This is a genomic window from Paenibacillus sp. FSL L8-0158 (assembly GCF_038592965.1).
Lineage (GTDB): Bacteria > Bacillota > Bacilli > Paenibacillales > Paenibacillaceae > Paenibacillus > Paenibacillus polymyxa_D.
In genome coordinates, this window is sequence record NZ_CP151949.1 from 4,384,525 (window position 1) to 4,411,375 (window position 26,851).

A 26,851-nucleotide genomic window follows, 5' to 3' on the forward strand; every position below is an offset into this window, starting at 1 on the left:
TTCCATCACTAAGATAAACAGTAAACAAAAAGGAAAAATAACAACTCAGGCGATACTTTACAACGCTTTTTCTGTTTACTCTATCTGTGCCTGTACGTAACTAGGAAGTGAGCCATCATGCAATAGCCAAAGCTCATGCAGCGCACGGGTACATCCTACATACAGCAGCTTGGCATCCCATGCCCGTTCTCCATAATGCTCATGGTCGGCATCCGCCACAATAACTGCATCAAACTCCAGACCTTTGGATAGATACACAGGCAGTACCGACAAACCGCCTTCATATTGCTTCTTACCACCGTCAATCAAATTCACATCCAACCCCGCGCTTGTGAAAACCTCATACAGTTCCACAGCCTCTTTTAAGGTACGTGTCAGTACAGAAACAGTACGATACTCCTTGGAGGACAGCTCTTTTAAAGCGGTGAGCAAACTCTGCTCACGCACCGATGAGTCGTAAGATATAGTGCGCACCGGATCGCCACTACGAAATACTGGAACTGCCGTAATACCGCCGCGAACTCCCTGCTCCAAAATCGTGTTTGCAAATTCTATAATTTCCAAGGTTGATCTATAGCTCCGCGTAAGTGCAAAATACCCTGTATGTTCCGGCGCAAAAAGAGAACTCATTTCCTCCCATGCATGTACGCCACGGTATTCATGAATGCCCTGCGATAAATCGCCCAGTATAGTAAAGGAATGCCCTTTCACGAACAAATCCAGCAATGCGATATGAAAAGGTGAAAAATCCTGCGCTTCATCAATGACCACATGGTCAAAACGTTGAGATGATTCTACCTCATGAATCAGCACGTGAAGATACACTAACGCAGTCAGATCCTCTTCACGAATGATCTGTTTTCGCAGATCCGACTGTGTGGTCTTAAAAATAGCAGTCGGCAGAGAAGCCTTCATCTCCGCAGCCGTATCTGCGGGTAACCCTTTAGCTGCCTGAAAAAGCTGCTTGTAGAGCGTCAGTGCGTCGTATTGTGGCCATTTTTTAGCATATGCCTTTTCTCGTGCCCCTGCCTTTTTCTTGCGTTCCTTGAGTGCTGCCGCCGAAGGCGACTTTTTCAGCTCCATTTCAATCCAGCGGTGCACTCTTGCCAGCACACGCTCCTTCCGCTTCGCGAGCGGATAAGGCTTATACTCCTCATTAAACCAATTCAAAATCTCAGCTCGCGCCAGCACCGCTCCATCCCATGGTGAAAAATCCTCCTCGGGAACGGAAATGGGCTCCAGTCGTTCAACAAAAGCTTGAAGTAACTCCATAAAGTGAACTGAACCCTTGAATCTTCCCGGCGCCTCATCCATGGATTCCTCTCTCAGACTGCCACTCTCAAACCAATAAGATAATGTTTCGGCAGAATCAGCCAAAGGTAAATCCAAACCCAACAAGTCCAGCGCCCAGTCTGCAAATGTACTTTGCTGAATATCCCCGACCCCCAGCTCTGGAAGTACATCTGAAATATAGTCGAGAAACATATGGTTTGGTGCGAAAATGACCATTTTGTCCGCTGATACCTGATCCTTGTATTGATACAGCAAAAATGCGAGACGATGCAGCGCTACCGTCGTCTTGCCACTACCCGCTACCCCCTGAATAACGAGGGCAGTATTTTTAGCCGCGCGGATGATCTGATCCTGCTCCGCCTGAATGGTAGATACGATATCACGTAAACGGTTATCCTTGTTTTCACCCAAACGATAAACGAGAAACTCATCAGAAACGGCAGGCTCGTCGCTTTCACGATTATACGTATCGGCTACCCGCTCCAGGATTCTTTTCCGAATGACAACGTTGCGCTTCAGATAGACCAAACCCTCAATAGTTCCCTCAGGAGCTTCATAGGACGCGGTTTCTTCACCACCTGTAAACGAATAAAATAAGCTGGCAATCGGTGCACGCCAATCAATCACCAGCGGATACGCTGACGTTTCTTCACGCTCCACTCCAATTTTACCGATATAAAGCGGCTTCCGCTGCCCTCTGCCACGCTCGTCAAAATCCATACGACCAAAATAAGGCTCCTGCGAGCTTTTAGCCAAAGCCTGACGTTTTTCCTCCCGTGCCGATTCCAGCACTTGCTCCGTAAAATCATGCCCAGTATATACCGGCGTATTGCGAAGCCGTTCCAATCTCCGATCAATTTCCTCCATAGCAAGCGACAGCCTGTGCTGTTCTTCTTGATAGGCACTTTGAAACTCATTCTCCATTTCAGTTACCTCCTAAGAATATCAAGTCTCGATTTCTGCATCATCCACTTGCTCCGACACAAAAAAAGGAAAGTAAGCGTAACACATTTAACCATAAAAATCCAACCTTATTTCCTAATACGCCTATTTCCCTACTCTTTCACAAAAGTATCGAGCTTTTCGGCACCAACGAAGCGGGTGATTTGAATCCGAAGAAGCGGAGCGTTCGCCTTTGCCCCTGAATTCCCCCCTGTTCTCATTACAATCAGAGGAATTCAGAGGCAACAGCGATCGGAGGATCAAATCACACGCGAAGCGGCCTTTAAAGTTCCACCTTTTCCCCCATCTCCACAAACTGCTTTTGAGCCAGCTCACGGTAAACCTGATGGGACTCTAATAACTCAGTATGAGTGCCTGCACCGGTCACCTTGCCCTTGTCCAACACGATAATCTGATCGGAGTGAACCACCGTAGACAAACGATGAGCAATGACAATCGTCGTGCGTCCTTCCATCAAGTTCGCCAGGGCCTTCTGTACCTCATGCTCAGATGAGCTGTCCAGACTAGATGTAGCCTCATCCAGCATGAGGATGTCAGGGCTACGAAGAAGCGCACGCGCAATAGCGATCCGTTGACGCTGACCCCCGGACAGCTTCATTCCCCGTTCTCCCACCTCAGTGTTGTAGCCTTGAGGTAGATCCATAATAAATGTATCCGCATACGCCATCGTGGCTGCTCGTCTCACTTCTTCCAAGTCAGCTTCGCGCCCCAAGCCATATGTAATATTATCTCTGACCGTTCCGGTCATCATTGAGCTTTCCTGCGATACATAACCAATTTTGGAACGCCAGGAGGAAAGTGTATATGATGATATTGGTTCGTCTCCATAACGAATTTCCCCTGTATCCGGCACATAAAAGCGCTCTAACAACGAAAACAAGGTGGACTTTCCACTTCCACTCGGCCCCACGAATGCTGTCGTCCGGTTAGCCGGAATGACCAAGTTCGCATGATGAAGAACCTCTTCACCTTCGGTATAGGAAAAGGCAACATCACGAAGTATAATATCTCTGCTCTCTTTTGCCGCTTCCTGCTTCAACTCGAGCGGTTCCTCTTCATGATCTAAAATCGTCTGAATCCGTTCAGTGGCCCCCACCACCTTTTGCAGACGTGAATACAGGGTCGTGAATTGTGCCATCGGTGTGATCACCTGAAATAGCAGCAAAATAAAAGCCACCAAATCCCCGGCGGTCAGCACACCCGATGCAACGCGCACACCACCAACACCCAATATAATGACCAGCACTGCCGTCAGCAAGAAGGTAGAAATAGGACCTACAAGGGCCAGGATACGTGACTCTTGCAAACCGAAGCGGAACATCCGGTAAATACGATCCTCACCGGCCTGAGCCTCTCTACTTTCGGTTCCGTAGGCCTTCACCAGTCTGATTTCGCCGATAACCTGACTCAACACTGAGGTCAGATCTGCCATCTCATCCTGCTGTTTTTTGGAGATGCGGTACATTTTTCTGCCTACCGGAAATAAAATCAGGGCTGTTAGCGGAACAATAGCCATAATAATGAGCGTCATCACCCAATCCAGATAAAATAACAATGCAATACCACCAATAATTGCAATCACATTAGAAATCAAATTGACTAGATACTCCGTAATTAAGTTCATAATCAGGCTTGTATCATTAGTGACGCGACTCATCGTATCTCCTGACCGATTCCGATCAAAGTAAGGGATAGGTAGAGATAAGATTTTATGCCATAAGCGTTTGCGCAAATTAGCCACAATCTTATGCCCAGCATAGTTCAACATATAGATAGAAACTGCCGAAGCCACCGCTTGAATCACAAAAGCGCCAAGCAGACCAACAATGACCATACGGTTTAGTGAAGAAAAGGTCAAGCCATCAATCAACCCTTTGGTCATCATGGGTACGATTAAACCAGCCATGGTCTGAATCAGGGTCAGAATCAGGGCGATGATCAGAATGGCTTTGGGCGGATGCGCACTCGCAATCAATTTGATAAACCGCCCCATGCCAGCCTTATCCGGTCTTTTACCCGGCTTTTCCTTCATCCGGTCCTCCTGCTCTTCTTGGTGTATATGATGTTCTTTTTCCATATACCATCAACCTCGCTTCCTGTCTGACCATTCTTGTTCAAACAACAACACCCGCGCTCTGCGCGGGTATGAACAGTACAATCTATCTTCGAGTTTACTACACCAGAGAATGAAGCACAAAATTTGCCACAAACAGTACAGATATGATATATAATGCGATAGGTACTTCCTTGCCCCGTCCTGCTGCCAGCTTGGCTACGGGGTATGCAATAAAACCAAATGCCATTCCGTCTACAATACTATAAGTAAAGGGCATCATCACCATGATCAGAAATGCAGGAAACGCTTCAGTAAAATCACCGAAATCCATCTCTCGCACATTTTGCACCATTAGCCCCCCAATGATGATCAACACGGGCGCAATGGCACTATCAGGAATATAAGCCAACAGTGGAATAAAGAAAAACGTCGCCCCGAATAAAATAGCAGTTACCAGCGGTGTCATTCCCGAGCGTCCCCCTGCTGCAATACCAGCCGTCGATTCCGCAGCGGCTACCGCCGGACTGCTGCCCAAAATACCGGCAAAGATATTGGTTACAGCCAACACACGCAAGCTGTTTTTAAATAAATCCGGTCTACCAATCATGTTGGTTTGTGCAGTAATCATACCAATATTCTCGAATAGCACAATGAGTAGGAGCAAAAAGACAGCGATCCAGAAAGCTACCGAGACAATGCCTGAAAAGGAAAGCTCTCCAAACAATTGCCCATACTGTCGCACCGTTTCAGAGGTTCGTACCGTGCTTGTAGGCTCTACAGCTCCCAGTATATAAGCAAGCCCAGTTCCCGCCAAAATACTAATTAGTAAACCTCCCTGAACGTTACGCACAAACAATACAATAGCGAGCAGCAACGTTACACAAGCCGTAATTACCTTGGGATCATTAAAATGGCCAATAGCCACAAAAGTCGTCTGATGAGCAATCACGATGCCGCTTTTTTGCAATCCGATAAAGGTTAAAAACAAACCAATGCCTACCGTAATTCCGTGCTGCAAATTATGGGGAATCGCTTGGCTAATCAGCTTGTACAATGATGTAAAGGCCACAATGGCGAATAAGATCCCTGTGATGGCAACCACCATCAACGCTTCCTGCCAACTCAGCTTCATAGAATGTACGAGCGTATAAGTGAAAAAGGCATTAATCCCCATCCCTGGTACAACGACCATTGGAGATTTCCCACCAAAAGCCATAAGCAGGCAGCCGATCATCGATGTCAGCAGTGTCCCGAGCATCGCCCCTTGGAGGGGAATCCCGGCATCTGACAAAATAGTCGCATTAACCATAACAATGTATACAACGGAAAAATAAGAAATGGCCCCAGCGGCTAATTCCTTTTTCCAATGATGCTCGGGCTTGTAACCGAGACTTCTGGACCATAGTCCATCCTTCATACCAAAACCCTCCAGCAAGTTGTTCAATCTGTTTGCAGCAAGCTGCGCTTTTTCAAAACAAAAAAGAGCTGTAGCAACTGTGACACAAAGGATGTGATGCACAGAACTACAGGTCTTAAAGTGAATACATACTGTGTAAATCTACGAATGCACTGCCATGCTATTTTTGCAACTTACACACCAGCGTGTTCTAACAGATCCTTCACGGCTACACTAACCATGATTAGTCCTGCTACCGGAGGTACAAATGCATTGCTTGCAGGCGGCTGCTTCGCCTTCCGGATTTCAGGTGCGTTGGCAGGTACAATTTTTTTTGTAATTTCTTCACGTGGCTTCATTGGTTCCTCATCGGAGAATACGACCTTGACGCCTTTGGTAATGCCTTCCTTGCGCAACTTGGTGCGGATGACACGGGCAATCGGGTCCATTCTGGTTTGGGAAATATCAGCTACTTGAAAACGACTTGGATCCATTTTATTCGCAGCGCCCATACTGGAGATCAGCGGAATCCCCCGTTTCAGGCACTCCTTAATCAAATGAATTTTGTAAACAATCGTATCCGAAGCATCCAGCACATAATCCAGTTCGTACTTAAATAACTCCTCATACGTTTCTTCCGTATAAAACATGTTCAGTGCAATTGCTTCACATTCAGGATTAATCAGCTTCACACGCTCTACCATCAGATCAGCCTTTTTTTGACCTACCGTCGTTGTCAACGCATGTATCTGGCGATTAATATTGGTGATATCTACAACATCTTTATCAATCAAAATGATACGTCCAACACCTGTGCGCGCCAGTGCTTCCACTGCAATCGAACCGACACCACCGATACCCAGCACGGCCACCGTACTATTTTTCATAACCTCTAGACCTTCAGTTCCGATAGCCAGTTCCGTTCGTGAAAATTGATGCAACAATATGGTATATCCTCCCTCACTGATTTAAACTCTATTCTTGAACTCCAGCATACAAACCACGAACCCATTATCCATAAAAGGGTAACGGGTTCACGGCATTCTATAATCTATCCACAAGCCACTCGGTGCACTTATAAAGTCAAACGTTCATCTTAAGCTTTAGGAGTAACAGGTTTCGGGGCAAGACGGATGTGAAGCTGTTCCAATTGAGTTTGATCTACTTCGCTTGGTGCATCCATAAGCAGGTCTGTTGCACTGGCTGTTTTCGGGAATGCAATGGTTTCACGCAGGTTTGTACGACCTGCAAGCAGCATCACAAGACGGTCAAAGCCGAAGGCAATGCCACCATGTGGAGGCGTACCATATTCGAACGCATCTAACAGATAGCCGAATTTATCAGTAACTTCTTCCGGCGCCAGGTTGAGAGCTTTGAACATTTTCTCCTGAACATCACGTTTGTAAATCCGCATCGATCCGCCACCCACTTCGTAGCCGTTCAGTACGATGTCATAGGCTTGAGCGCGCACTTGACCTGGATCGGTATCCAAGAGGGCAAGGTCTTCATCCTTCGGACGAGTGAACGGATGGTGTTCCGCTACATAACGTTTTTGTTCTTCGTCATAGCCGAGAAGCGGGAAGTCTACAACCCAGGCAAATTTGAATTTGTTATCGTCGATGAGCCCCAAATGACGGCCAATTTTCAGACGAAGCGCGCCCAATACATCAGCAACTACTTTTTTATTATCCGCAGAGAAGAGTAACAGATCGCCTTCTTCGGCTCCCGTACGCTCTTTCAATGCTTCAATTTCTTCTGGTGTGAAGAACTTAACGATAGGCCCCTTGAATTCGCCTTCTTTCACCTGAATCCAAGCCAAGCCTTTTGCTCCATAACGTGCAGCATAAGGACCCAGGTCATCAATGTCCTTACGGCTCCACGTGCCACATCCCTTGGCATTGAGAACTTTAACTTCCCCGCCCTTTTCAATTACGGAAGCAAATACTTTTACACCACTGGTTGCCACGATATCATTGACATTAATCAACTCCAGACCAAAACGCAGGTCAGGCTTGTCTGATCCGTATTTATCCATCGCTTCTGCATGTGTAATTCGTTGGAACGGTGTTTCCAGTTCTACTCCAACGGTTTCTCTAAACAATTTCACCATAAGACGCTCCATCATAGGCAGCAAATCATCCTGTTGCATGAAGGAGGTCTCAATGTCGACCTGCGTAAATTCAGGCTGACGGTCAGCACGCAAATCTTCATCACGGAAACAACGTGCAATTTGGTAGTAGCGCTCCACGCCACCGACCATCAGCAATTGCTTGTACAGTTGTGGAGATTGCGGCAAGGCGAAAAACTCACCTTCATGTACCCGGCTAGGTACCAGATAATCACGGGCGCCCTCTGGGGAACTTTTTGTCAAAATCGGTGTTTCCACCTCAATGAAATCCTCACCGTCCAGGAAATCACGGAATACTTTTGCTGCTTTGGAACGCAGCTTCAAGGTCTGATGCATTTCCGGACGACGCAAGTCCAGATAACGGTATTTCAAACGCAGTGACTCGTCTACTTCTACGCCATCTTCAATAAAGAACGGAGGTGTTTTGGATGCATTCAATACTTCTATTTCAGTGACACGCACTTCAATTTCACCTGTAGGCAGGTTCGTATTGATCGTTTCTGCATCACGTTTAACAACAGTACCAGTAACCTCAAGCACATATTCACTGCGAACACGATCCGCAATTTGCAGTGCTTCACCGGAATAGGCCGGATTAAACACGATTTGTACAATTCCGCTACGGTCACGCAAGTCTATAAAAAGTACGCCCCCCAAATCACGACGGGTTTGTACCCAACCGTTCAATGTAACTGTTTCTCCAATATGCGCATGAGTCAATGCGCCGCATTGATGACTCCTTTTCATAATACACACTCCTGTTATGTTTAGTAGTTAATGCTATATGACAGCCAGAGGGAAACTCCCCCTGACTGATGTTACAATCATCTTCTTTATCCTAGTTCTTCCACCAGCTGATCCAGCTTAACGGTACGCTGCTCACCAGTTTCCATGTTTTTCAGTGCAATTTCACCTTGAACCAGCTCATCCTCACCCAGAATCGCAGTATACCTTGCTTTAAAGCGATCTGCTGATTTCATCTGCGCCTTCATCTTACGCCCCAGATAATCTCGTTCTGCGGAAAATCCAGCTTGACGCAATTTGAATAGTTGTTTGGTTACTTCCGTTTCTGCCGCCTCACCCAACGCCACCATATAGATATCTAACGGCTTGGATTCGTTCAGTTTGACACCTTGATGCTCCAAGATCAGCTGAATTCGCTCCAGTCCAATGCCAAAACCAATCCCCGGCTGATCCGGTCCGCCCAGATCTCCAACCAATCCGTTGTAGCGGCCGCCTCCACCGATCGTGTCTATGGCCCCAATTCCTTCGGCTTTGAATTCGAACGCTGTCAACGTATAATAATCCAGCCCCCGTACCAAGCGCGGGTTAACTGTATATTCCACACCCATGGCATCCAAATTTTGCTTCACTTTCTCAAAATGTGTGCGAGATTCATCGTCCAAGCTATCCAAAATCGAAGGTGCACCTCCAAATTTGTCCTGGTCATCTTTGCTATCCAGCACTCGTAGTGGATTACGCTCAATGCGTGCCTGGCTCTCCTTGGTCAACGTATCCTTAATTGGCATTAAGAAGTCCACCAGATGCTGACGATAAGCTGCGCGGCTGGCTGCATTACCGACGGAGTTAATCTCCACCTGTACTCCTTTCAGACCCAGCTCACGGCAGAATTGATACCCGAAAGCAATAACTTCTGCATCCAGCGCCGGATCTACCGCCCCAAATGCTTCAATTCCAAATTGGTGAAACTGGCGCTGACGCCCAGCCTGTGGGCGCTCATACCGGAACATCGGACCGATATAATACAGCTTAGTTACATCCGGCTCCCCATATAGTTTGTTCTCCACATAGGAGCGGACAACCCCTGCTGTTCCTTCCGGACGCAAAGTCATGCTGCGCTTCCCTTTATCCTCAAAAGTATACATTTCCTTTTCCACTACATCCGTCGTTTCACCCACACCTCGAACGAACAAATTCGTTTGTTCGAACATTGGTGTACGAATCTCTCGGTAATTAAAGCGGCGGCTAATCTCACGGGCTTTTTCCTCGACCACTTGCCATTTTTCTACACTGCCCGGCAGCAAATCTTGTGTTCCCGTCGGTTTTTGAAAGGCCATTAACGTATCCCCCCATCGTTGTATTTCATATTGTGCTCTTTCTTCTTGCTCCACTTTCAATATAAAACAAAAAATCCCTCGTCCTGTTAACATTAACAGGGACGAGGGATTGTCGTTTACAAATCACCCGTGGTACCACCCACATTCCGGAGTTTACCCAAACAACCAGCATAAAAATCACTCATTGTCCGTCAGCAATATACTGACTCCGCTCATACGTATAACGCCCGTAACGCGCAGTACGGCTATTATGCAGGACCATCCACTGTCGGCACAATTACAATGTACTTTCAGTAGGGTTTCCTCAATTGTTCGCCGCCTGTTCTCGGGGAGGTCATTCATCCGTTCATCAAGGGAATTTTTACAGCCTGGAAATTCCTCTCTGCGCTTGTGGGTTCGGAGTACTTGGTCCCGTCATCAAATCATTTTTCATTATTTTATGATTTTAATGAACCGCTTCGACAAAGTCAAGACATTCTCCCTATAATCGGACAAATAAGTCCTATAAAAAGAAAATAACCTGCGGAAACGGTCCGCAGGTTCAAAAGATATATCAAAAGGGGGTCATGCTGTTATTATAAACAACGAATATTAAGGAATGATGTTTCGAATATTACAATTGTATTACAGTCACTCTTTTGTAGCTAGATTCCTCGAGTATCGTCAATCTGGTATCGCGCGCTCAGCTTTAATCCAACTGCGATACATATCCACGATTGGAGCGTAGCTTATAAATGACCTCATCATAATCGGCATCATTCACCTTTGCTGATAATACATACCGCAATTCATCTTGATCACCGTTAATATACACATCTGTTGCACGGAACAACCCTCCGTCATGATTCGTTGTTCCGCTCCGATCTTCATCCAGATCCCTTTGGGCTGAGCCAGAGTTAATCTGGCCATCCTTCGCATCTGGTAAAATATTCTCGCCATAAGCACCCGCCGCAGGGATTGCCGCACCCGCTGAGCCTCCTGTGCTCACAGAGCCTGTATTGTTATAGGGGACCAGCGGAATTAAAACTCTCGTCTCCCGACCGAGCGCATCATCCAAAGCACCTACTTCCAAATGTTCGGTTCTATAAGCTTGAAGTGAAGCTCTGGCACCCTCAGCTTCATCTTCTGTGCGAAAATAAGCCTGAATCTGTTTTGCCATATCAAATCCTCCTCGTTTGGGAATTGTACTGGCATTAATCTAAGAAAATATTCGCGTGCAAATTACAATGCTTTTAATAACTCACGCACAAAGGCAGGCTCATCCTTAGGGGTCCGAGACGTAATAAAGTTACCGTCCACTACGGCCTCTCGATCCTCAAAATGAGCACCCGCATTAATCAAGTCATCTTTCAATGGAGGATAAGCTGTAATCGTCCGGCCTTGTAACAAATCGGCACTCGCTAAAATTTGTGGCCCGTGACAGATAGCGCCAATCGTTTTTTTGGACTCATTAATTTCAGTCACAAATTTCAGAACATTTGCATCCAATCGCAGATTTTCCGGGGAGGATCCGCCGGGAATAACAACTGCATCATAGTCACTTGATTTCACATCTGCAATGGCTTTTTCAATAGTATAGCTTGCTTTACCTTGCTTACCGCTCACTTTCTCACCTTGCTTCAGCCCAATAATATCTGCCTCATGTCCAGCCTTTTTTAATTCATCATAAGGTACCTTCATCTCGGAATCTTCAAATTGGTCAGCCAATAAAAATGCAATTTTACTCATTATTGTTCAGATCTCCTTTCCAGTTATCCTCGAAACAAGTATAAAATTAAGTTTGTTTGTCTACCACGATTTGTTATTACCCGCTTGATCTGTTTTTATAACAATCGCCAGCGGCGGAAAAGAAAAAGGAGCCTTTCGGCTCCTCACTAATTCAATACTACATATTTTATTTTGATCTCTTTGTGCTTCGGGTAGCACCTCATTAACGCTCCATTTAACCCGATTTACCTGCGCGGCAAAGCGCCGCGTCCTGGCTTGTCGATGGCTGTTGCAACATGCTGTAATAACGTATCAGCATTACGAGTAAGGCTGATTGCCTCCTGCATACTACCGGGAAAAAGCAGCACAGCGCTTCGATGCCCGTCCATTTTTGGGGTTTGACGCATAGCTTCGTCTCTCCTGTCACCCTTAGGCTATCCGCCTGGCTAATTACCAATCGGGATGACATTATGGTCCCTCTGAACAGCTATTTTATTCTACTCAGATTAAGCCATGGAACGCATAGCTACGAACGCTCGCTATCCAAAATCAGTGTCACTGGGCCCCAGTTCGTCAATGAAACATCCATCATAGCTCCAAAAATTCCCGTTTCTACCTCCAAGCCCTTGGCTCGAAGCTGACTGTTGAAGAAATCATACAGCTTCTCCGCTTCCTCCGGTTTGGCCGCCCCCATAAAGTTGGGCCTTCTTCCTTTGCGGCAGTCACCATACAACGTAAATTGAGAGACAGACAAAATAGCTCCACCGACATCCAGAACGCTGTCATTCATTTTACCTTCAGCATCCTCAAATATACGTAATCCCGCTGTTTTATCCGCCAAATAAACGGCATCGGCTGCCGTATCTCCCTGACCAATACCAACCAGCAGCATTAATCCGGTTCCAATCTTGCCGACCACCTTTTGATTCACCGTTACCTGAGCGTCTTTACAGCGCTGAATAATGATCTTCATCGCCTATCCGATATCTCCTTTAACCTTCCCTTTTAAAAGGTGCTTACAGCCGAATTACGGCTCTTTTAGCAGCCTATGGGTCTTTCTACCCAAGATGTGTTACAAAGGCTATAAACCTATCTGTACGCTTAATAAGGCTATTGCATAATCCGATGTACGGTGTATACATCCTTCACCCGTTTAATCCGTTCGACAACAGAATGCAAATGATCCGTGTTGCGAATGAGAATCGTGATGTGAATCATCGCCATTTTATTTTTATCTGTACGACCTGTAACGGCAGAGAAGCTGGTTTTGTTCTCCGAAATGGCCTGAAGCACTTCATTCAGCAAACCGTTGCGATCATGCCCCGTAATCTCAATATCGACACTGTAATTGACTTCCGCTGCTTCTTCCCACTCTACTTCAATCACACGCGCCTGGTCTTCGCCCGTACCCGAAGGAATATTCGGGCAATCCGTCCGGTGAACGGATACGCCGCGTCCACGTGTTACATAGCCAATGATGTCATCTCCCGGTACGGGATTACAACATCGTGCAAAACGAACGAGTAAATTATCGACGCCTCTGACGCTGACACCGTTGGTCGGTGTTTTTTTCCGTTCGCCCTGCGGCTTGTACTCCTTGACCTCGGTCGTCAATTCGATCAACCGTGCCTCTTCTTGTTCCTTACGCAGCTTCTCTGTCAAACGTGTACAGACCTGCGCTGCGGTTATACCACCAAAACCAATCGCAGACAGCATATCTTCGGAATCGTTAAAAGAGAACTTTTGTGCCACTTCCTGAAGCTTGTCGTCGCTCATCCACACCGATGGCTCGATATCGCGTTTTCTTAGCTCACGTTCCAGATTTTCACGGCCTTTTTCAACATTCTCCTCACGCTTTTCTTTCTTGAACCATTGTTTGATTTTACTGCGCGCGTGAGAGGACTGAGCAATTTTGAGCCAGTCCTGACTAGGTCCATAAGAATGCTTGGACGTCATAATTTCGACAATATCCCCGGTTTTAAGCCGATAATCCAAAGGTACAATTCTTCCATTTACCTTAGAGCCAATCGTTCGATTGCCAACTTCGGTATGAATACGGAAAGCAAAATCCAGCGGAACGGATCCGGCTGGCAACTCAATGACCTCTCCCTTAGGAGTAAACACAAACACAAGGTCAGAGAAAAAGTCCATTTTGAGCGATTCCACAAATTCCGACGCATCCTTCGCTTCATTTTGCAGCTCCAGAATTTCCCGAAAAAAGGTGATCTTATCCTCAAAGTTAGTGTTGTTTGCTCCGTTGCCTTCTTTATAGGCCCAATGGGCCGCAATCCCGAATTCAGCGGTACGGTGCATATCCACTGTGCGAATTTGTACCTCGGTAGGCTCCCCGTTGGGACCTACTACTGTCGTATGAAGGGACTGATACATATTGGCCTTAGGCATAGCGATATAATCCTTAAACCGCCCCGGCATCGGCTTCCACAACGTATGGATAATCCCCAGTGTGGCGTAACAGTCTTTAATGTTATCGACAATAATTCGAATCGCCAGCAAATCATATATTTCATTGAATTGCTTGTTCTTCGTCGTCATTTTTTTAAACACACTGTAAATATGTTTAGGGCGTCCGGACAGATCAGCCTGAATCCCCATCTCTTCCAGCTTTTCTCTGATACGCTGTATGACATTATCAATAAACTGCTCCCGCTCTGCCCGCTTCTTATGCATCAAATTAGCGATGCGATAATACTGTTGAGGATTCAGATAACGCAGAGCAATATCTTCCATTTCCCATTTAATCGCTGAAATACCCAGTCGGTTTGCAACCGGACAGAAAATCTCTAACGTTTCATAAGCAATCCGACGCTGGCTTTCCTCTGACTGATATTTCAAAGTACGCATGTTGTGCAGACGATCTGCTAACTTAATGACAATGACACGAATGTCCTGCGCCATAGCAATAAACATTTTTCGATAATTTTCGTTCTGTTGTTCTTCCTTGGAACGGAACTGGATACGCTCCAGCTTCGTCAGACCATCGACAAGCATCGCACATGTATCGCCAAAATGCTCGCGAATCTGCGCCAAAGACACCGTCGTATCCTCCACAACGTCATGTAAAAGAGCGGCGATAATGGAGATGGTATCCATCTGCATATTAACGACGATATCAGCAACCGCAAGCGGATGCAGAATATAAGGTTCACCGGACTTACGAGTCTGGCCGGAATGGGCCTGCTCGGCAAAATCATAGGCGTCCCTGATGCGGATAAGATCTGCTTCTCTGGTATAGGCCCCGGCCTTTTTAAGTAATTGCTCTATCCCCATTCTGCTCTATTCCGTGTCCTTTCTATGCAAAATGGAACCCGCCGATCAATGTCGCGCAAAGGTTCCCTTTTAAAAGTGATTTCCTACAATTATGACGGTTAGCACGTCACACGTCAACTATTACAGGTTTGGCATTGTAGCATTATTCTGTCACAGATGGATAAGTAAAATGAGGATTGTTGACGAATTGAAACGAATTATATTGAAAAAATTACGAAAAGTAATTAATGTATATAAGAATAATTGAAAGAACTAAGGAGTGAACTGCGTTGCAACGCGAAATTCAAGTTAATGAAAAGCTTCCAGCAGGACCCGGGTTCCTGCTCAGCGTACAGCATTTGTTTGCCATGTTTGGCAGTACCGTGCTGGTGCCGAATATTTTCGGCGTCGATCCCGGTATGATTTTGCTAATGAACGGTATTGGCACATTGTTGTACATCTGGATCTGCCGTGGCAAAATTCCTGCCTATCTCGGCTCCAGCTTCGCTTTTATCGCTCCCGTCAGTCTTGTGCTTAAAAACAATCCCGGCGACAACGGCTATGCTATGGCCCTCGGTGCTTTCATCATTACAGGTATTATTTTCTGCCTCGTCGCACTGGTGATCAAATATGCCGGAACCCGTTGGCTGGACGTCGTTTTTCCTCCAGCTGTTATGGGCTCCATCGTAGCCTTAATCGGTCTGGAGCTGGTTCCGGTTGCAGCAGGCATGGCAGGCATTATCAATGCCGATCCTACTAAAGCTTGGACTCCAGATCCCAAAACGATTACTCTTTCGCTCGTTACACTCGGGGTTACTGTTCTGGGTGCGGTATTGTTTCGCGGGTTTGCCAAAATCATCCATATTCTGATCGGTATCGTAGTGGGCTATGTGCTTGCTTATTTTATGGGCATGGTCAATACACAGGCCATCGCAGACGCTCCTTTTTTCGGACATCCTGCAATTACCACTCCAGTTTTTAATACCTCTGCTATGCTGACGATTCTTCCTGTTGCTCTGGTCGTCATCGTAGAGCATATTGGTCACTTGCTTGTGACTAGCAACATTGTCGGGCGTGAGCTGTCCAAAGATCCTGGTCTCCATCGCTCTCTGCTGGGCAACGGTATTTCCACCGTCATTTCCGGTTTTGTCGGTTCTACGCCTAATACGACTTATGGTGAGAATATTGGTGTCATGGCATTAACTAAAGTGTACTCTGTATGGGTCATTGGCGGAGCCGCTGTCATTGCCATCCTGCTGTCCTTCTCAGGTACGTTCTCAGCGATTGTTTCTAATATTCCAGCTCCAGTTATGGGTGGCGTATCCTTACTATTATTCGGTGTCATCGCTGCCTCCGGTCTAAGAATCTTCGTTGAGCAAAAGGTTGATTTCGCTAAGCCAACCAACATGCTGCTTGCGACCATCGTGCTTGTTGTCGGAATCAGCGGTACTACGCTCACTTGGGGCGCTGTAACCTTGAAAGGTATGGCATTGGCTACAATCATCGGCATCATCCTCAGCTTGTTCTTCAAGCTGATTGACGTGTTCGGCTGGTCCAACGATAAATCGCAAGAACCTTTAACCGAGAAAACACCAGATTGATATCTGTTTTTTAACTTTACCGCCGCTCCACGAGGTCACGGATCAACACGCTGAGCTGTTAAGAGAAGCGTGTAAGGATCCATCTCCCATGGTGTCGGCGTTTTTTTATGCAGGGCCTTTTTTCAAAATAAATACTCCTTCATCCATCTCCAGAGCCCCCCATCCACTTTAAACTTCGATAAGGAACAAGCAGTATTTTTCATCGACATTTTTAATTTTTTTCATACCTATCTCCAACAAAGAAACAAAATAGTCCGATGGAGCAACTCTTTAGATAAAGAGATGTTCCATCGGACTATTTAGACAATCCATACATAATTATTTCCCGGGAAACCCGGGTTTCGAAATACTTAATACGTAATCAGGGTGAACACATCTACGTCAGGCAGCTTCGCCCGACCGTTTAGATCAGACAGCTCGATAAGAAAAGCGGCCCCTGCCACATTGCCACCAAGCTGGCGTACCAAGTTCACGGATGTAGCAATAGTTCCACCTGTAGCAAGCAGGTCATCAGCAATCAAAACATTTTGGCCTGGTTCTATAGCATCCTTATGCATCGCCAGCGTATCTTTACCATACTCCAAACCGTATGCTTCCTCAATGGTTTCTCCAGGGAGCTTGCCACTTTTACGAATGGGAATAAAACCAACGCCAAGCGCATAAGCCAGAGGCGCACCGATAACGAAACCACGTGCTTCTGGACCTGCAATCAAATCAATTTTTAAATCCGATACCAATTCCTTCATATCGTTGATAGCCTTGCGGTACAGTTCACCATTTTTCATTAGGGTTGTAATGTCTTTAAAACTAATCCCTGGTTGTGGAAAATCGGAAATCACCCGAATATATTCTTTGTAGTCCAACTTAGTTCCTCCTACTGTAAACTTCAAATTAGTATATACATTTTACAACATAAATTACGAAATAGTATCTCAAGACGCACCCTTCATAAGCGACATAATCCAGCTCGTCATCTGGGTGGTGTCCGCATCCAGCAAATACCGCTCCATTTCAGCCATATTATATAATTCCTGATAGCGCGGAGAAGCAGTTAAATCCCGCTTGGGCGGATTGGATACAAAACGGAATTGACCATCTGTACGCGTCATAAACTCAAGCTCTTCGAAGATGTCCAATACTTTGGATAACATGCGTACTGAACAGGAACACTGTCGACTAAGAGCAGGCAGCATTGCCTTTTCATCAATAGGCTGTGTTCCCAATCGGGAAAGCACAACGTAAATGCGCTTGAACAGCTCTCTGTCTGGGCTTACGAGTCGACCGCCACGTTCACTGACCGAATGAAGGAGAAATACGTTTTCTACATTTTCAAAGGTCGACCATAATGCCTGGAACTGATCCGGTGTATCCGGCGGCTCCAGTACGAACAGCGACTTTACAGAGTGCTGTGCATCTCTTTGACCACCACTGGGAATAACGCTACCATCTTTATCGTACAACCATAAGGATTCAGCGTCCACGGATCCCGAGGGACGAAGCCTAGATGACGGGTGGACCAACACCGCAACGTCTTTCTTTCTTTCCTCTATGCGTGGATGAAAGATCTTGAGTCCCCGCTCTAATTCGGCAAAAGGGTCCGACACTCCACGATAATCAAAAATTTGCGGCGCCTGCACTCGAATGTCCTGCATCATGAGCTGGAGAGACCTTTTACCATTCCATTCGTTAATCGACAATTCACCCAGCAGATCTATCTCCGTTTGTTGCTGTAAGAAATCAGCCAAATCGCCACGACGGAAGGCAATCGCGTCCAGCGATAAACCGTTCTGCTCCAGCAGGAGCTTCACATGATTTTTCTCACGTCCCATTTTACGAGCCTCACGCAATTGCAGACCCTGTAATACGAATCGTGGAGATGGATTCCCCATACCAAAAGGCTGAAGCAACTCAAGTTCTTCAACCACTTGCAAAGATACCTCGTCCAAACGACAGACCATATCAGCTTCAGCTACAGGAATGAGATCGTCTGGTGTCAGAATGGAACCCGCATAGCAGTTCAGTTGCTCTTCAAACAATTCCAGATTGTCACGGGACAGCGTCATACCCGCTGCCGAAGGATGACCACCAAAATGCTCCATAAGCTCATGGCTGTCCGTAAGAGCACTGTAAATATCCAATGCAGGAATAGAACGGGCGGAACCTTTGCACATGCCTGTCTCAGCATCTATACCCAGAATAATGGTCGGTCGATAATAGCGATCTAATAGCTTGGATGCCACAATTCCGACAACGCCGACATTCCAGCCTTCACCAGCCAACACAATAACTGACGGTAGCTTGCCTCCATTCAGTTTGGATGCCAATTGTTGCTCGGCTTGCTCCACAATACGTTCAACCACCTGTTGACGCTCACGATTGAGCAGGTCCAGCGCATGCGCAAGTTGGTCTGCTTCTTCCTCTTTTTCTGTCGTCAGCAGAGAAACGGCTCGTCCTGCATGATCCAAGCGCCCGCTGGCATTAATCCGCGGAGCCAATGCAAATGCGATGTTGACTGAAGTCACTGTAGATATATCTACGCCCGCTACATGGAGCAACGCACGAATCCCCGGAAATGCAGAGTTTCTCATGGATTGAATCCCTCTGCGTACCATCGTCCGATTTTCACCATGTAGTGGCATCAGATCGGCTACCGTGCCGATAGCGGCGATTTCAAACCATTCCTCCGGCACCTCACCCAACAGCGCCTGAGCGAGCTTCAGGGCAACACCAACACCTGCAAGACCTTTAAATGGGTATGGACAACCGGGGAGCTTCGGATTAATCAAAGTATATGCCTCGGGAAGTACAGCAGGCGGCTCATGATGATCCGTCACAATAACATCTATCCCCAAGGAAGTTGCATAAGCAATTTGTTCTACTGCACTAATTCCCGTATCTACTGTAATGACCAGTGTAACTCCCTGCTGATGTGCCCAATCAAGGGCATGATTATGCAGACCATATCCCTCGTTAGAACGATGGGGAATATAAATATCATAGGAAGCCTTCAGAAAACGCATGAGCTGAATCATCAATGATGTACTGGATACGCCGTCTGCATCATAATCGCCATAGATTAATATATGCTCGCCACGTTCCAGAGCCTGGCGAATTCTCGGCACGGCCTCTTTCATACCGAGAAGCAGAAAAGGGTCGTGTACATCGTCCACACTTCCGTACAAAAAGCGGTTTGCTTCCCCGGCGGTAGTGACGCCCCGGTTCACTAAAAGCCGGGACAACAATGGTGAAATCCCCAGTTCTTCTGTCAACAGCTGAGCCGCTTCCAGGTTAGCCTCTGGGGTCTTCCATCTGTACTGCGAATGAAGCAATCCTATTCACCTTTCTTTCATAGTCGTCCTGCCCTATTGAAGCAAAGACGACGCATCATTATCTGGCAGTTCATGATTGGATTTGTAAGGATATCCGGCTTGATAAGAAATGAACTGCATTTGTACATGGGTCACCTGTGGAAAACGGGCTAACAGTAAATTTTTGGCTCGATCGGCGATTTCCTGCGCTTCCTGTACCGTAATCCGCGGGTTCACACTTATCGTTACATCCACTGTTATGAAATGGCCAGTTTCCTGAGCATGTAAGTGTTCAACCGTTACAATACCATACACCCGTTGAATCGTCTCCATAAAGCGTCGGGAGTCTTCCTCTTGCAAGGGCTGTGCAGGAACCTGGTAAGTGGTATTCATTACCATCAAATATCCTTTACGCAGCACCAGACAGGCTACCAGCAAAGCTGCGGTCGGATCAAGATATAATAAGGCAGGCCATTCCATTGCTTCGCCAGTCATTGCACCGATCATGCCAATCAATGCAATCAACGATGCATACAGCGAGTAACGTTCATGGTTAGCGTACCGATCTGCTTCCTCTTTATGACCATGTTTAATCGAGTAGCGATATTGAAACTGAAATAGCGCTTCTCTCAACACCAACGTAATAAATACGGTAATTAATGCATACAGACCGGGAGCCTGCGGTTCCGAACTGCTTAATGAACGAACCGCCGAGATAGCTAGCTGAAGACCGCTCATCAGCACTAAAATAGCCAGCACCACAGATATGACCGTCCGGACTTTTTCACCGTTTCGCAATCGTGCCAGCATTCCGTGCCCTGTAGCACCCTTGGAAAACAGAAGCTCCTGCAAACGGGAAGCACTATCCGCAGCCGTGTGCAGTGCATCTCCCAACAACGCCTTGCTGTTTGCCGCATAACCGACGGCTCCCTTTAGAACAGCCAGCGCGAGATTACCTACAATCCCGCTCAACGCCGCAGTTTCCAATGATCGGCTGCGTTCGCTATTCACAACGTTTCCCCCTCAATCCTGAACTAACCCTTTCCCAATAAAGCTTATTCTAAAATAACCGAATTTCTCAAAATCAAAAACCATTCACATTTAAGTGCCACTACTGAGCCTTACTTAAGGTAAATCTTAAAACCTTAGAAAACCGCGCCCAAGCAGACGCGGCTTTCTCTTTAATTTATACTACTGGTATTTGCGTAACTTAAGACTTTGCAGTTTTGACCGCGCCCCCGCCAGCTGTCGGAGATTTTTGTTTTCCTTTCAATGCCACCCACAGCGGGCTGGCAATGAAAATGGAGGAATAAGCACCAAACAACAAACCAATGACCATTGCAAGTGAGAACATACGGATCGATTCGCCGCCAAATATGAACAAACATACGGAGGCAATAAACACCGTAAACACGGTTGCAAGTGAACGAGTCATTGTCTGCGCAATACTGTGATCAACTACCTGCTCTAAGTCGTCCCTGGACTTCTTCTTCGCAAATCGTAGATTTTCCCGAATACGGTCAAAAATAACGACCGTGTCATTAATGGAGAAACCAACAATCGTCAGAATTGCCGTAATAAAGGTCAAATCCACCTCAAGCCGGAAAATCGAGAAAATACTGATAACGAGGAAGGCATCATGCAACAACGAAACGATGGCTGCAATGGCAAACCGCCATTCAAACCGGATCGAAATATAGGCCGCGATGGCTACACATGCTAGCAAAATCGCCCATATTGCATTCTGCTCCAGTTCTTGTGCCATTTCCGTATCCACTGTATTGACCTCAAACGAAGCCTTCGGATCCAGCTGTTTATTAAAAGAAACCTTAAAATCATTCACTTGCTGATCCGTCAACACCTGTGAGAAGCGAATGCCGAAACGCTCTTTCCCCGGTGTATAATCCACCTCTTTGCCAATCCCCTGCTTATTCAGCAAAGTTTGAATCTGTTCTTGTGTAACGGCTTTAGTCAAATTGACATCCACATTGGAACCGGAACGAAAGTCCACCCCGTAATTCAAGCCAAATATCGACAAGCTCAGAATACCAAGCAGTGTGATAATAATCGAGAACGTGTAAAACCACTTGCTCATCTTGATATATTTATAGTCCCAATTAAAGCGCACTAATATCACTCTCCTTCACACCAAAATACTTGGGCTTCTTCACAGCATCCGCTTTAACTAGCAGATTGAGCAAGAAGCGGGAGAAGAAGATATTCGTCAAGATACTGGTGACAATATCAACGATGAGCACCAGAGCGAAACCTCTAACGGAGCCTGTTCCGAGACCAAACATAACCGCTGCCGCTATAATTGTCGTAATATTGGCATCCATAACGGTACGGAACGAAGCCTTACTACCTGCGATAACGGAAGAACGTATCGTTTTGCCTGTCTTGATTTCTTCTTTAATCCGTTCATACGTAATAATATTGGCATCGACTGCCATCCCGATCCCGAGCACGAAGGCGGCGATACCTGGGAGTGTGAGTACGAATCCACCCAAGTAGAAGATCGCAAGCACCAGCCAAGTATGAACGATGAGACAGAAACTGGCCACTAATCCCGGTACACGGAACATCGCAATCATAAATATCAGAATAATGATCGAGCCAATCAACCCAGCACGAATCGTCTGATCCAGTGACAATTGACCCAGCGTAGCACCTACACTCTGAGAATATTTTTCCGTCAGTTTGAGCGGAAGGGCACCCAGATTAATCGTATCCGCCAGTTTATTCGCTTCATCACGAGTGTAGCTACCTGTGATTGACGCGCTACCGTCCGTTAATTCCCCACGTACTGTAGGTGCAGACAGCAATTCCTGATCCAGGAAAATAGCTAATTCTTTATTCAGAAGTCGCTTTGTGATTTCTGCAAATTTAGCCTTGTCCTTGACTTTGATACTAATCTCAGGTTGATTCAGCTGGTCATAGCCTACAACAGCGCCATTCTCCACAAAATCATTACCGCGGAGCTCAATTTTGCTGTATTGACCTGGCTTTTTAGCATCTGCTGCCGTTGCACTGCGAAACGTTAATTCTGCAGGCTTTTTCAGCATGGAGCGGACTTCTGCCTCATTAGTGACACCAGCAAGCCGCACGCGAATACGGTTGCTTCCCTCTGTTGTTACTTCCGGCTCAGTCGTACCGAGCGCATTAATCCGTCTCTCCAGACTTTGAGCTGTTTGTATAAGAGACTGTCTGGTTACACTCTGCCCGGCTTCCAAAGGCTGGGCTTCATATAAAATTTCAAAGCCTCCCTTTAAATCGAGGCCTAATTTTAAACTGTTCAGTAGGCCCGGGCTTGTCCCGATCATAACACCAGTAGTTATGAGCACGACCACGATGAAACTTAGAATTCTTTTCATTCCGTCCCATGTTCCCCTTTCATTCTCAATATTCCTATTATAGCTACCCCTCAAAAAGCAGTCAATTTGAACGCAAAAAAAGACCCCCTTCTATTCGAAAGTGGAGCCCCGTAATGCGGACATAGTCAAATAGTTCATAAAGCTCGTCGCTTTAAGGGAAAGTATATCGTTAACGAGCTTGTGCAGCGGAGGAATACCCTCCTTTTCATATTTATGGCTGACGCAATTCCATACGTCCTTACTTGTGACATGCTCATAGCCTACGAGAATCAACTCGTCAGCTTTACTTTGACAGAGCATCTCAATTGCGTCATCCCAATCCTGCTCATCCAGCTCTTCCATACCCACGATGGCCGTTCCTCCTCCCAGCGACTACCGGTTCCGCAGATCAGCAACTAGCGGGGTTATTGACTGCTTTGTAGAACATTTCTGTCCTGATCCTGGAAAACCCTTCTTTTCGTCGAAAATAGCCTTAAATCAACAATATATGCATTCATTTCGCTCGTCAATAGCAGAATTCACCACTCTCCCTCTTGTTGTCTAAATCACTTTGTTTCTGAACGGAAAAGCTTGTCATGAAGATGGACAGGTCCAGCATATCTTCTAAAGTAATGTATAGACGCAGAATTACATTTGGGGAAGAGGGAGTTGCGATTGAAAAAGCAGACATTCATCCATGGAGCGATTATTTTATTAGCAGCAGGAATCATCAACCGAATACTAGGTTTTATTCCCCGAATCGCACTCCCGCGTATCATCGGCCCCGAAGGAGTTGGCTTGTACCAACAGGGGTATCCCTTTTTTATCGTTCTGGTGACGCTTATTACCGGGGGAATCCCTCTTGCGGTAGCCAAGCTTGTAGCCGAAGCTGAAACGGCGGGACAGCCCGAAATGTCGCGGCGTATTTTGCACACCAGCCTGCGCTTCACCATTACACTCAGTCTGATCGCCATGGTGCTCTGTCTTGTGTTCGCGCCTTGGATCACAAGCCATCTTCTGACCGACAGCCGCGTGTATTATACATTCGTGAGCATGAGCCCAATGATTGTCATTGTAGCTGTTTCTTCAGCTTATAGGGGCTATTTTCAGGGAAAGCAAAATATGATTCCTTCCGCCAGCTCCTCCATTGCGGAGACCGTTATGCGCATTTTTTGTGTCATTTGGTTTGCTTACTTGCTACTTCCACATGGGGTAGCCTACGCTGCTGCAGGTGCCATGCTCGGTGCTCTGGCGGGCGAATTCATTGGCATGATTGTGCTGCTATGGCAATACGTGTGTAACCAGCGAAAAGATCGCATCCTTCAGCCGAATTCGCCTTTCCCTTCCTCTGAGGTTCATCTTGAGCAATCAACCGTTTTGTCACGTCTTATGTCTATATCCGTTCCCGTTACTGCTGGAAGGCTTGTCGGTTCCTTATCCTATTTGCTCGAATCTATCTTGTGCATGCGCAGCCTCGCCGTAGCAGGCATTGCAACTGGCGTGGCAACCGCACAATATGGAGCCATGCAGGGCATGGTCATTCCTGTGTTATTACTACCTGGGGTTCTAACCAGTTCGCTAGCAGTTTCACTCGTTCCTTCGTTATCCGAAGCAGCAGCCAAGGGGCATATTACAGCCATTCACAAACGTCTACATCAATCGCTTCGGCTCGCTTTGGTTGCAGGAGCCCCATTTGCCGTGATCATGTATGTATTGGCAGAACCTCTGTGTCTGCTACTCTACAATAATGGCGATATTGCAGGCATGCTTAAGCTCATGGCACCTTTTGCTCTTTTTATGTACATTCAGGCCCCGCTTCAGGCAGCACTTCAGGCGTTAGACCGTCCTGGAAGTGCCTTATTAAATACCTTTATCGGAGCCGTTATCAAAATCGTGCTGATCGTCTGGCTTGCTTCCCAACCTCAGTACGGTATCTACGGAGCTGTCATCGCCATTTGTATTAACAGTGCCATTGTTACTCTCCTTCATGGCTTCAGTGTCAGCAGGCTACTTCGCTTCCGCGTACGTTTGCTCGATTTCTGGAAGACCGGGATAGGCATGATCATCATGGCAGCAGCAGTGTTATATTCCTACAGACATCTAACGATGTTCGACCAAATGTGGCTCCAATTTATTTTTGCCGCAGTCTTGGGGATTATACTGTACCTTTTCCTGATGACCTTGATCAAAATGATTGATTGGGACAACCTTACACGCATTCCAATCCTGAGAAGATGGTTTAAAGCATAAGAAATCTAATCCGAAGATTTTCCATAGGCCGGTGGTGTAATGTACACATCACCTCTATGGTTAACCGAGCATAAAAAAACATCCTTAAAATCCTTGTGTCCCTTCGCTTGAATTTGATTTTTAAGCCAAAAACGGTTCATGTCCATCCGTTCCAAATTTCGATCTAGCACCTTGCCATCCATGATTAATGGAATAGGCAGTCCCTCATATCTAAACTTTCCACCGATTTGTGGAGAAGGATGGACTTTATCCACCTGCAGCTCTTTGTTTGCCAAATCTGTTCCGTTTAATACTTGCTTCATTTTTTCGTGTTCCACTCCATCGTTATCATCCTTACCTATAACCGTTAGCTTACCTGTCGTTTCCAAAATAACATATTCAACTTCGTCCAGACTTTCTATATTTTGTTCACGAAGTTGTAACAGCAAGTCATCCAAATTGTAACGTTGTTTCACCATTTCGTCCTTGTTTAATTGTCCATTAGAGTACAATACACTGGGCCTACCATCAAATAGTAAGCGCAGTCGCCGACTTTTCAGACTGAAAAAGGAAATCCCAATTTGCAAAATTAACAGCACTCCTAAAGGAATCAATCCTTCGTAAAGTGGACGTTTTATGTCCTCCAGGCTGAATACAGCAATTTCTGCAATCATAATGGATATGACGAGATCGAAAACAGACAATTTACCGATCTCCCTTTTACCCATTAAGCGCATCACCAGATATACAATAAAATACATGAGCAGCGTCCGAAAAATATGAGCAAAAATATCGTGACTCAATATGTTCGCCTCCTCCCCTGTACTTGCAATAAGACATGAGTCGTTCATTGTACACGTATTCTGGCCGTTCCTCACTTGGCTCATACAAAAAACAAAAGGCTAAATTATTGAAATAAAGAGAAAGACTGCTTGCGACTTGGTACTAAGCCGGGAGGCTTGGCCATAGAATGATAATAGTTCAAACCTTGGTACAGGAGGAATTATCAATGGAGCTCATTCGCCGCTGGTGTTCGTTTCGTCTGGCCCATCCTATTTTATCCGGCTTATTCTATGCTTTTGCATGGATGCTGCTTGGCGCATTGATTCTTTCACTACTCTTGTGGCTGACACAGATGCAGGAACAGGACTTATCATTGTATACGTACATCGTCCATGCATTCGCCATGCTATCTGGCGGCTTCGTCGCCGGTAAAAGATCCACAAACAAAGGCTGGTATCAAGGCGGTATTACAGGCATCCTGTATGGACTAATCGTTCTACTGGTCGGTTTTCTGGCATTGGATGCAGGCATGAACGGCAAGGACCTGTTACACTTAGGTTTCGCGTTTGTCATAGGCGCAGGTGGTGGGATGTTTGGCATTAATCTCAGCAAGTAATCAAAATGTTTGTACCTATGTAATAAAACAACACAAAAAAACCGAGCCTCCTCAAAGGCTCGGTTTTTGCATA

21 protein-coding genes are annotated in these 26,851 nt (G+C 46.2%); 3 read left to right on the forward strand and 18 right to left on the reverse strand.

Annotation, left to right across the window (positions count from 1 at the left end; all coding sequences use genetic code 11):
* Positions 1–75 precede the first annotated feature (75 nt).
* The 11 genes from NSQ68_RS19255 to NSQ68_RS19305 all read right to left on the reverse strand — a co-directional run bounded on the left by NSQ68_RS19255 (position 76) and on the right by NSQ68_RS19305 (position 14,909).
* A complete protein-coding gene (locus NSQ68_RS19255) occupies positions 76–2,217 on the reverse strand; it encodes a UvrD-helicase domain-containing protein (RefSeq protein ID WP_342426910.1) in 2,142 nt (713 codons plus the stop codon).
* Between the two features lie 301 nt (positions 2,218–2,518).
* A complete protein-coding gene (locus NSQ68_RS19260; RefSeq protein ID WP_342426911.1) occupies positions 2,519–4,333 on the reverse strand; it encodes an ABC transporter ATP-binding protein in 1,815 nt (604 codons plus the stop codon).
* A 97-nt stretch (positions 4,334–4,430) separates the two neighbouring features.
* Positions 4,431–5,729 (reverse strand): NCS2 family permease, encoded by a 1,299-nt coding sequence (locus NSQ68_RS19265; protein WP_307347827.1) that lies wholly within the window; start codon positions 5,727–5,729, stop codon positions 4,431–4,433.
* Positions 5,730–5,902: 173 nt separating this feature from the next.
* A complete protein-coding gene (locus tag NSQ68_RS19270; protein ID WP_342426912.1) occupies positions 5,903–6,652 on the reverse strand; it encodes a tRNA threonylcarbamoyladenosine dehydratase in 750 nt (249 codons plus the stop codon).
* Positions 6,653–6,804: 152 nt separating this feature from the next.
* Positions 6,805–8,583 carry an aspartate--tRNA ligase gene (aspS, locus tag NSQ68_RS19275; RefSeq protein WP_342426913.1) on the reverse strand — a complete coding sequence of 593 codons (1,779 nt, stop codon included), beginning with the start codon at positions 8,581–8,583 and terminating at the stop codon, positions 6,805–6,807.
* A gap of 86 nt (positions 8,584–8,669) precedes the next feature.
* Entirely contained in the window at positions 8,670–9,914 is a 1,245-nt protein-coding gene (gene hisS, locus NSQ68_RS19280; RefSeq protein WP_307347832.1) for a histidine--tRNA ligase, read from the reverse strand.
* Between the two features lie 688 nt (positions 9,915–10,602).
* Entirely contained in the window at positions 10,603–11,073 is a 471-nt protein-coding gene (locus NSQ68_RS19285) for a hypothetical protein (protein ID WP_342426914.1), read from the reverse strand.
* A gap of 62 nt (positions 11,074–11,135) precedes the next feature.
* A complete protein-coding gene (locus NSQ68_RS19290; RefSeq protein WP_322252851.1) occupies positions 11,136–11,642 on the reverse strand; it encodes a type 1 glutamine amidotransferase domain-containing protein in 507 nt (168 codons plus the stop codon).
* Between the two features lie 224 nt (positions 11,643–11,866).
* A complete protein-coding gene (locus NSQ68_RS19295; protein WP_307347841.1) occupies positions 11,867–12,028 on the reverse strand; it encodes a hypothetical protein in 162 nt (53 codons plus the stop codon).
* A gap of 119 nt (positions 12,029–12,147) precedes the next feature.
* Positions 12,148–12,594, reverse strand: a complete 447-nt coding sequence (dtd, locus tag NSQ68_RS19300) for a D-aminoacyl-tRNA deacylase (protein WP_013372633.1) — start codon at positions 12,592–12,594, stop codon at positions 12,148–12,150.
* Between the two features lie 137 nt (positions 12,595–12,731).
* Positions 12,732–14,909: a bifunctional (p)ppGpp synthetase/guanosine-3',5'-bis(diphosphate) 3'-pyrophosphohydrolase gene (locus NSQ68_RS19305; protein WP_025720225.1), complete on the reverse strand. Its 2,178-nt coding sequence runs from the start codon at positions 14,907–14,909 to the stop codon at positions 12,732–12,734.
* 269 nt (positions 14,910–15,178) lie between these two features.
* On the opposite strand from NSQ68_RS19305, the gene uraA reads away from it, so the two are divergent.
* Positions 15,179–16,489: a uracil permease gene (uraA, locus tag NSQ68_RS19310; protein ID WP_342426915.1), complete on the forward strand. Its 1,311-nt coding sequence runs from the start codon at positions 15,179–15,181 to the stop codon at positions 16,487–16,489.
* A 350-nt stretch (positions 16,490–16,839) separates the two neighbouring features.
* Here uraA and NSQ68_RS19315 read toward each other — a convergent pair whose 3' ends face one another.
* The 6 genes from NSQ68_RS19315 to NSQ68_RS19340 all read right to left on the reverse strand — a co-directional run bounded on the left by NSQ68_RS19315 (position 16,840) and on the right by NSQ68_RS19340 (position 23,519).
* On the reverse strand, positions 16,840–17,352 hold the full coding sequence (locus NSQ68_RS19315; protein WP_029514814.1) for an adenine phosphoribosyltransferase: 513 nt from the start codon (positions 17,350–17,352) through the stop codon (positions 16,840–16,842).
* Between the two features lie 69 nt (positions 17,353–17,421).
* Positions 17,422–19,818 (reverse strand): single-stranded-DNA-specific exonuclease RecJ, encoded by a 2,397-nt coding sequence (gene recJ, locus NSQ68_RS19320; protein ID WP_342426916.1) that lies wholly within the window; start codon positions 19,816–19,818, stop codon positions 17,422–17,424.
* A 33-nt stretch (positions 19,819–19,851) separates the two neighbouring features.
* Complete coding sequence (locus NSQ68_RS19325) at positions 19,852–20,808, reverse strand: cation diffusion facilitator family transporter (protein ID WP_342426917.1); 957 nt, start codon at positions 20,806–20,808, stop codon at positions 19,852–19,854.
* 199 nt (positions 20,809–21,007) lie between these two features.
* Positions 21,008–21,925, reverse strand: coding sequence for a protein translocase subunit SecF (gene secF, locus NSQ68_RS19330; protein ID WP_307347863.1), 918 nt, complete (start codon positions 21,923–21,925; stop codon positions 21,008–21,010).
* Positions 21,915–23,171, reverse strand: coding sequence for a protein translocase subunit SecD (secD, locus tag NSQ68_RS19335; RefSeq protein ID WP_342426918.1), 1,257 nt, complete (start codon positions 23,169–23,171; stop codon positions 21,915–21,917). The genes secF and secD overlap by 11 nt, the downstream gene beginning before the upstream one ends.
* A 90-nt stretch (positions 23,172–23,261) precedes the next feature.
* The gene (locus NSQ68_RS19340) at positions 23,262–23,519 is read right to left on the reverse strand and encodes a post-transcriptional regulator (protein ID WP_013311570.1); all 258 of its coding nucleotides are present in this window, start codon (positions 23,517–23,519) and stop codon (positions 23,262–23,264) included.
* A 306-nt stretch (positions 23,520–23,825) separates the two neighbouring features.
* Here NSQ68_RS19340 and spoVB point away from each other — a divergent pair, with 306 nt between their 5' ends.
* Complete coding sequence (gene spoVB, locus NSQ68_RS19345; RefSeq protein WP_342426919.1) at positions 23,826–25,400, forward strand: stage V sporulation protein B; 1,575 nt, start codon at positions 23,826–23,828, stop codon at positions 25,398–25,400.
* A gap of 5 nt (positions 25,401–25,405) precedes the next feature.
* Here spoVB and NSQ68_RS19350 read toward each other — a convergent pair whose 3' ends face one another.
* Complete coding sequence (locus NSQ68_RS19350) at positions 25,406–26,182, reverse strand: DUF421 domain-containing protein (RefSeq protein WP_342426920.1); 777 nt, start codon at positions 26,180–26,182, stop codon at positions 25,406–25,408.
* A gap of 206 nt (positions 26,183–26,388) precedes the next feature.
* Here NSQ68_RS19350 and NSQ68_RS19355 point away from each other — a divergent pair, with 206 nt between their 5' ends.
* A complete protein-coding gene (locus tag NSQ68_RS19355; RefSeq protein WP_075154640.1) occupies positions 26,389–26,778 on the forward strand; it encodes a TIGR04086 family membrane protein in 390 nt (129 codons plus the stop codon).
* Positions 26,779–26,851: the final 73 nt, after the last annotated feature.

Coding starts and splice junctions, on each gene's coding strand:
- hisS (WP_307347832.1), bottom strand. CDS start 9,914: ATGGCCTTTCAAAAACCGACGGGAACACAAGATTTGCTGCCGGGCAGT.
- NSQ68_RS19260 (WP_342426911.1), bottom strand. CDS start 4,333: ATGGAAAAAGAACATCATATACACCAAGAAGAGCAGGAGGACCGGATG.
- NSQ68_RS19295 (WP_307347841.1), bottom strand. CDS start 12,028: ATGCGTCAAACCCCAAAAATGGACGGGCATCGAAGCGCTGTGCTGCTT.
- NSQ68_RS19290 (WP_322252851.1), bottom strand. CDS start 11,642: ATGAGTAAAATTGCATTTTTATTGGCTGACCAATTTGAAGATTCCGAG.
- NSQ68_RS19285 (WP_342426914.1), bottom strand. CDS start 11,073: ATGGCAAAACAGATTCAGGCTTATTTTCGCACAGAAGATGAAGCTGAG.
- NSQ68_RS19355 (WP_075154640.1), top strand. CDS start 26,389: ATGGAGCTCATTCGCCGCTGGTGTTCGTTTCGTCTGGCCCATCCTATT.
- aspS (WP_342426913.1), bottom strand. CDS start 8,583: ATGAAAAGGAGTCATCAATGCGGCGCATTGACTCATGCGCATATTGGA.
- dtd (WP_013372633.1), bottom strand. CDS start 12,594: ATGAAGATCATTATTCAGCGCTGTAAAGACGCTCAGGTAACGGTGAAT.
- NSQ68_RS19265 (WP_307347827.1), bottom strand. CDS start 5,729: ATGAAGGATGGACTATGGTCCAGAAGTCTCGGTTACAAGCCCGAGCAT.
- NSQ68_RS19255 (WP_342426910.1), bottom strand. CDS start 2,217: ATGGAGAATGAGTTTCAAAGTGCCTATCAAGAAGAACAGCACAGGCTG.
- NSQ68_RS19305 (WP_025720225.1), bottom strand. CDS start 14,909: ATGGGGATAGAGCAATTACTTAAAAAGGCCGGGGCCTATACCAGAGAA.
- secD (WP_342426918.1), bottom strand. CDS start 23,171: ATGAAAAGAATTCTAAGTTTCATCGTGGTCGTGCTCATAACTACTGGT.